The sequence below is a fragment of the Lancefieldella parvula genome, from assembly GCF_963530955.1.
In the GTDB taxonomy this organism is placed as follows: Bacteria; Actinomycetota; Coriobacteriia; order Coriobacteriales; family Atopobiaceae; genus Lancefieldella; species Lancefieldella parvula_A.
Genome location: NZ_CAUSFQ010000068.1, coordinates 1 through 7488 on the forward strand (window position 1 = coordinate 1; position 7488 = coordinate 7488).

The window sequence follows — 7488 nt, forward strand, 5'->3', positions numbered from 1 at the left end:
CTGCTGAAGCAGCTCAGACATTGTGCCTACGTAGGTTTTATTGCCCGTTGCAACAACCACTACCGTTCCACTTCCTGATTGAACGGAAGTGCCGGCGAACAGCAGGTTTGTGCATTCAGAGAGTGAGAGGGGATAGCGCGTACCATCTGCGCGACGGCGAGCGTGTACTACACCAGCGGTTTTCTCGACAGGCTCTGATTCTCCGGTAAGCGCGGTCTCGTTGACAAAGAGGTCCTTGGCATCGAGAACGCGGCAGTCTGCAGGAATCATGTCGCCCGAAGCAAGACGGATGATATCGCCAATAACCACCTGTTCAAAGGGGATTTCTTCTCCCAGCGCGGAGGCAAATTCAGGTTTTTCAGGAGCTTCGGCCTCGTCTTCGTCGGCGGCGTATTCATCTTTGAAGTCTTCAAGCTCATCTACGCTATCGTCTAAGTTCTGGTTGAGAACCTGCTCAGCGTCTTGCTCAGTGCTCGTGTCATCAAAGTCAATGGGACGACGGATAACTCTTGTAGTGGAAGTTACCATTTTTGAGAGTGCGGCTGCTGCCGAGGCACCCTTGGAGCTCTGGACAAAGTCGATGATTCCGGAGATAAGCACCATTGTCGCAATGATAATGACGGTTGAAGGGTCCTTCTCGCCCTCTGCGGCAAGTGCTACGTTGGTGACGTAAGAAATGCCTGCGAGGGCAATCAAAATAAAGGTAAAGGGGCTTGCAAAGCTCTTGAGCAAGCGGATGATAAAGGGCTCTTCGGCGGCGCTCGTAATAACGTTTGGGCCATCGAGGTCGTATTTTGCCTGTGCAATGTCTAGGGCAAGGCCGTCCGGAGTGGTCTGGAATTTTCTACAGACGCTCTTTGCCGAGTGAGTTGCGGCGAAGGTCAGGGACTGTCCAAGCTCTCCTGAGCTGGTCTGAGTTGTCTTTGTTTGAGTTGTGCGCTTCATGATTGCCATGTGCACCTCCGATGATTAGTGGAAACGAGTGACTAACTGGTTGGTGTATGACGCAAACTGAAAGCGTTCTGTTATGCGCGGAATCTGAAACCAGACTATCTGAAACCAGGTGATTTGAAACCGGGCAATCTGCAACCGGATACTCTAAATCGGACACATAGATTTATATATCTACAGAATCAAGCTGGTTATGGACGAACAAGTAAATCTGTAAACATATAAGTCTATAAGCTATCTGAACTGCAATTTTTAGGCTCAAGTATCTAAAACTTTTGAATAAGAGGTTTCTTTATATCCGTCACACATACATGAACAGGGTCAGCATCTGCTGTCAAACGTAAGCTATTACTTCGACTAGGCATATAAAGCACCTCCTTAAACTTGGAGCTCTGCAAGGGACACCCCGCGAAGAGTGGATATCTTATCTACTCAGACATCCCTTTAAGAGTAGTTCGGTTGACGAGATTGGTCAACCTATTACTATATACCCTATAAACAGGATATTTATTTAGCATACATGGCGAGAAGAACGTCGAGCAGAAGCATCGTGTAGAGATGCCGAGCAGCAGCGTGGGGCAACAACTCGGAGCAACAACTCGGAGCAGCAGCGCGGAGCAACAACTGGAGCAGCAACTCGGAGCAACAACGCTAAGTGTCAACAGTGAACTGCAACCGAACTGCTGCGGTCTTGCAAAGAAGGGACATCACATGGGCAAAGTGATTGTATTTGGAAGCCTGAACATGGATATCTCTATTGAGGCAGATAAGATGCCTCAGCAGGGCGAGACTATCGGCGGCAAAAATCTTGTCACAAGTCCAGGTGGAAAGGGTGCCAACCAAGCGGTTGCTGCAGCTCGAATGGGTGCAGACGTTTACATGATTGGTGCGGTTGGCGCTGACTCGTTTGGACAAGATCTCAAGCAGTCTCTTATTGGCTACGGAGTCAATGCAGAGCAGGTAGATGAGCTGTCTGGAGTTTCCACTGGTGTTGCTGTGATCGTGCGAGTTGGCGGCGATAACCGTATCATTTTGGACCACGGAGCTAATCACGCACGCACCGCCGACAACGTAAAAGCGGTGCTCGATCGTATTGCGGAGCCAGGTGACGTGTTCTTGACGCAGTTCGAGTGCGAGTTGTCGACCACGTTTGAGCTCATCAAATACGCGCATGACCTGGGGCTCTATACGATGGTGAACCCATCGCCATCGGCTACTATGACCACCGGTCTTCTCGCCAGCGTGGACGTGCTCTGTCTGAATGAGATTGAGTTTGCGGACCTGTTTGGTGAGGGCAAGATTAGTCCGCTGGCAGACCCTGAGGCTGCGGTGCAGAAGGTGCTTGCAAGTGGCGTGGCAACTGCGGTGTTGACGCTGGGGTCCAAAGGCTCAATTGCTGCTGATGCACACTGTGTCTACCAGCAGAAATGCTATCCAGTGGACACCGTGGATACTACTTGTGCAGGAGATACGTTTATGGGCACGCTTGCCGCATTCCAAGCATCGGGACAGTTGCAAGGCCACGACATTAAGCAGGCGCTCGACGTGGCTGCAAGGGCTGCGGCGCTCGCCACTACTAAAGTTGGCGCTCAACAGTCAATTCCAACGTATCAGCAGGTAATTGAGTTTTAAGGTAGAATTACAGCGATTGTTGCTCCATAACTCGTAGCTCAAACGCAGTTTACACACAGCTTAAACGTACAAAGGAGACTTATGGCAACGCTTTCAACTAAGACACGTGTCATCATTGATACGGATCCTGGCATTGATGACGCCATTGCGCTGGGATTTGCCCTGGCTGCAAAGGCGCTGGATATCAAGCTCATTACTACAGTGAGCGGAAATGTTGGCATCGAGAACGTCACCAATAATACTCTCAAGTTGCTCAAATTTTGGAATCAGCACGTACCTGTTGCGCGTGGTGCCGCTGAGCCGCTGCTCAGAAAGCCTATGGATGCGAGCGATGTCCACGGTGCATCGGGCATGAGAGGTTATGAGTTCGACGGCATCCAGCCAGATTGTCTGCTCGAAGAAACTGCACTTGAAGCACAATATCGTGTCATCATGGAAGGCGCTTCTGCTGGCGAGAAAACCACGCTGGTGACGCTTGGCCCTCTGACTAACATTGCACTGCTGCTGAAAGCATATCCACAGGTCAAAGAGCATATCGACCGTATTGTCATGATGGGTGGCGCTCTGACCCGCGGAAACCTTGGTGTCATGTCTGAGTTCAACGTTGGTGTTGACCCCGAGGCGGCAAAGATTGTCTTTGCATCTGGCGTTCATGTGGCTATGGTTGGCCTTGAGGTGGGTGACGCTGCTCGCGTCATGCCCGAGGACATCGAGAACATCCAGAATTCCGGCAAGAGTGGTGATATGCTTGTCAAGCTGCTGCTTAACTATCGTGTCCACTACAAGGAGGAGGGCTTCAGCATGTACGACCCAACAGCCGTGGCGTACCTGCTGGCCCCTCAGATGTTCGAGACTAAAGACGTGTTTGTGGACGTTGAGTGTGCTGGTGGCTTAACCGCTGGCTGCACCGTCGTTGACCTGGCGGGATACCTTGGCGAGAAACCCAATGCAACGGTATGCGTTGGCGTTGACCAAAACGCTTTCCGTACCTGGTTTGTTCACCAGATCCAAAAGTGCAACGTCCTCGACGGCTCCGCCTCTGCAGTTGAAGGTGTGTTGTTGGACTAGATGCTGCTGAACTAACATCGTCGCTTCAAAACTTACAAGAAAAAAAGCCTCTTCTCGCCGTTGAACTGCGTCCCAAAACTTGGACGAATTTAATAAAGAGCTAGGCCACCAAGGACTGATTCCGGAACTCCTCCGGGGTCAGTCCTTTCAGTTTAACCTGACGTCTTTGTGTGTTCCAGTACATAACATATGCGTCCAAATCAGCTTTGAAAGACTCAAAGTTAGGCCACGTTCTTCCTCGGAAGAACTCGTCTTTCAGATGACCAAAGACCTGCTCGGTAGCACCGTTATCTATGCAGTTACCCTTTCTGGACATGCTCTGGACAATTCCTGCATCTTTCAGTCGTCTACACCATGCGCTGTGCTGATACTGCCAACCCATATCGCTATGCAGAATCGGAGTTACGCTTTCAGGTATCTTCGCTAAAAGTTGATCGAGAAGAGCTATTTGCTGAACCATGTTTGGACCCCTCGACACACTCCATGCAACAATCTCTTTGCTTCCGAAGTCATAGACGGGAGCAAAGTATGCCTTGCCCCACGCCTGCTTGAACTCCGTGACGTCGGTACCCATCTTCTTCCATGGTCCATCAGCAGAAAAGTCGCGTCCTATGACGTTTTCAAAGGTCTTGCCGACAACACCTTTATAGGAGCTATAGCGGTGATAGTCTGTCTCACGCCGTATCTTACAGTAAATACCCATCTCACGCATGATTTTAAGAACAGTCTTGTCGGCGATCCTCACTCCCAACTCAGCGCGCAGACACATGGCTATCTGTCTGTGACCACAGCCGTTTGTAGTACGCGAGAAAATCTCTGCAACCGCGCGGTGTAGCTCTGGGCGTGTCAGCTTTACTGGGTGTGCCAGTGCGTAGTAGTAGGTGGACCTCGAAAGCCCTGAGCACTCTAGTAGATGGTGTAAAGAGTATCCCTCAGCACGCAAAGCACTCACAGCTTCAACCTTTACCCCGGTCAGAGCTCGTCTTTCTCGACCAGGGCGCGCAATTTTTTTAAGTAGGCTACCTCGGTCTCGAGCCTGCGGCAGCGCTCCTCAAGTTCCTGCTCGCGGGTGCGTTTCTGTGGCTTGGACGTAGAACCTTTAGGTCTTCCTTTTGGTTTTGGCTTAAGAGCCTCTGCGCCACCTGTACGATAGAGCTTGCACCAGCTCTTAAGTGGTGCCAGCGACATAATCTTAAACTTGGCCATTGCCTCAGTCCTTGTCATGCCACCCTCAACGACAGCTCTTGCTGCAGCAACTTTTTGCTCGTAGGTATAGGGAGCTTGCTTGCCATCCATGGTCAGTAGCACCTCGCTTCCAAACGCGTGGTATATATAGTGCCATGTTTTTACAGCTGAGAGTGAAACAGAAAGAGTACTTGCAACCGTACAAGATCCCATACCGGAAGCAAAGAGCTCTGCTGCCTTTCTCCTCACCTCTACATCGTACTTTACCCTACGATCCATACGCATAAAAAGCCTCCCATTTCTTATGTCCAAGAAATGGGAGGCAGTTCACGTTGAGAAGAGGCTTTGTTGTGCGTAAAAGTGCTGGTCAATTGACCTTCTCGCCAAATTCCACGCCGGATATTAGAGCTCTTCGTAGACAGGGAACCACTTGAGGGCATCAACTGCCTCTTTTGCATTGGCAATTGGCTCGCGGTTCAGACCCTGCTTAATTGCCTCCTCTGCAACGCCAACAGCAATGCGCTCAGAGAACTCGGTAATCTTGGAGACTGGAGGAAGAATTGCCGCGCCAGGTTTTGTGGCGTCAACGATTCCACCAAGTGAGTGAGCTGCCAGCGAAATCATCTGGTCTGTGAGTAGGCGAGCTTTTGATGCAAGTGCACCAAGTCCAAGGCCTGGGTAAATTAAGGCGTTGTTAGCCTGACCAATTTGGTAAGTTACACCGTTGAGCTCGACGTCATCGGATGGAACGCCGCAGGCTACAAGCGCGCGACCGTCTGTCCAGGTAAGCAGGTCTTGGGCGGTTGCTTCCGCAAGTTTAGTTGGGTTGGAAAGAGGGAAGACCATGGGGCGCTCGCAATGAGCTGCCATCTCACGAATGATCTCCTCGGTGAAGGCGCCGTGAACGGTAGAGGTGCCAACCATGATTGTTGGGTGGACCGTCTTTACAACGGCTGCGAGGTTGGTGAGCTCATCAGCGTTTGCGAACTCAGAACGCTTGCGAGCAAATGGCTTCTGCTGTGGAGTGAGGTTGTCCATATCGTCGAAGAGTAGACCCTGACGATCTACCAGGTAGAAGCGCTTGCGAGCCTCTTCACGGTCCATTCCCTGGTCCACAAATTCCTGCAGCACACGCTCAGCGATGCCGCAACCAGCGGTTCCTGCACCAAAGCAAAGGTATACCTGGTCGACGAGTTTCTCGCCAGAAATATTGAGGCCGCCGAGGATGCCTGCAAGGGTAACAATACCAGTGCCCTCGACGTCGTCGTTGAAGACAGGGTAGGTGTTCTTGTAGCGGTCCAGGATTGCTGCAGCGTGCGAGCGGCCGAAGTCCTCGAAGTGCAGGTAGAGATTAGGGAAGAGCTTCTCTACGGTGGTTACAAAGTTGTCAATGAATGCGTTATAGCGGTCTTCATCAACTCGCTTGTGACGCTCTCCCAGGTATAGCGGGTCATTGAGCAGTTCCTGGCGATTGGTACCAGCATCAATAACAACAGGCATGATGCGATTAGGGTCAACACCAGCTGCGGCAGTGTAAACCATGAGCTTGCCAACGGAAATTTCGACACCGTTAGTGCCCCAGTCGCCGATGCCCAGAATTGCCTCTGCGTCGGTGACGACAATCAGGTCGATGTCTCTACCTGCGGCTGCGTTCTTCAGCGAGGTTTCAAGGTCCTCAGGACGATCAACTGACAGGAAGCATGCATACTGTGGATCGACATAGCGCTGAGAATACTGCTCAATATCTGGAGCAATAGTTGGGTCGTAGACAATAGGCATGAACTCTTCAACGTGCTTGGAGAACAGGTTGTAGAACAAAGTGCGATTCTCGGAGAAAAGCCTCATGAGATAGTGACGCTTTGTCTCGAGGTCAGAATACTGCTGGAAAAGCACGTATGCCTGCTCAGCCTGCTCCTCAATGGTCTGGATGTTTGGAGGAAGAAGGCCTACCAGGCCATATTTCTGTCTCTCCTCTTGCGTGAATGCGGTTCCCTTGTTCAAAAATGGATCGTTTAGCAGTTCAAAACCTGTTTTCATGATGCCTCCCTAGTGCATCGATTTACTTTAGAGTTGAAACACAGCACAGAGGTTGGCGTGGAAGTGCTTAACACTTGAAGACTCGAGGCATAGGAAGCTTATGTTCCTGCAGCAAAACAGCAGCTGTGAAATATGCTCGAGAGCAATTCGTGTGGATTGTGTTCTGCTCTAGTTGTGATAACAATACCCATATTCTGTTATGTATTTACGAGATTTAGAAGAAATTTCCTTCTTTTTTGAAAAACTTTTCTTGTAAAACATATATGTTCAACTGTGCATTTATATTTTGACTTAACCGTCGAGTAAGCTTTCAGGTCGTTGGTGCGTCCAGGTGTTGGTTCTGGGGAAGGTTTAATGCCATGCTCAAGGTGTAATGTCACAAATTTAGTTGCAGAAATTTTGGAGTAAAACCGCCGTATGGCTGCTGTATAACCATGGCAATATTGCTTTAATAGCAAAAATTTAGGACAGAATTATCGCCAACTGCGGCTTTGTTGCGCGTTCGGGGAGCAAGTGGTAAAAAATGCGTTTAGTTGGGGTATACAGTGACGGTTGATTTTTATGCAAACCATCCACCTGCGGTTTTGAGACGGACAAAAATAACAAAATATGGAT

General features: G+C 50.2%; 6 protein-coding genes. 2 read left to right on the forward strand and 4 right to left on the reverse strand.

The annotated features are described in order from the left end of the window. The coding region (locus tag RWJ43_RS05160) for a cation-transporting P-type ATPase (protein ID WP_314008600.1) at window positions 1-954 on the reverse strand (954 nt) is incomplete at its 3' end. Window positions 955-1662: 708 nt separating this feature from the next. Here RWJ43_RS05160 and RWJ43_RS05165 point away from each other — a divergent pair. Together RWJ43_RS05165 and rihC are read left to right on the forward strand one after the other, a co-directional pair. Beyond that, window positions 1663-2583: a ribokinase gene (locus tag RWJ43_RS05165; protein ID WP_314008603.1), complete on the forward strand. Its 921-nt coding sequence runs from the start codon at window positions 1663-1665 to the stop codon at window positions 2581-2583. An 81-nt stretch (window positions 2584-2664) separates the two neighbouring features. Then, window positions 2665-3651, forward strand: a complete 987-nt coding sequence (gene rihC, locus RWJ43_RS05170) for a ribonucleoside hydrolase RihC (protein ID WP_314008605.1) — start codon at window positions 2665-2667, stop codon at window positions 3649-3651. A gap of 100 nt (window positions 3652-3751) precedes the next feature. Here rihC and RWJ43_RS05175 read toward each other — a convergent pair whose 3' ends face one another. The 3 genes from RWJ43_RS05175 to RWJ43_RS05185 all read right to left on the reverse strand — a co-directional run bounded on the left by RWJ43_RS05175 (window position 3752) and on the right by RWJ43_RS05185 (window position 6873). Next, window positions 3752-4696, reverse strand: a complete 945-nt coding sequence (locus RWJ43_RS05175) for an IS3 family transposase (protein ID WP_314008613.1) — start codon at window positions 4694-4696, stop codon at window positions 3752-3754. Next, complete coding sequence (locus RWJ43_RS05180; protein WP_314008607.1) at window positions 4624-5115, reverse strand: helix-turn-helix domain-containing protein; 492 nt, start codon at window positions 5113-5115, stop codon at window positions 4624-4626. Before RWJ43_RS05180 ends, RWJ43_RS05175 begins: the two co-directional genes overlap by 73 nt. A gap of 123 nt (window positions 5116-5238) precedes the next feature. Then, entirely contained in the window at window positions 5239-6873 is a 1635-nt protein-coding gene (locus tag RWJ43_RS05185) for a malolactic enzyme (RefSeq protein WP_314008610.1), read from the reverse strand. Window positions 6874-7488: the final 615 nt, after the last annotated feature.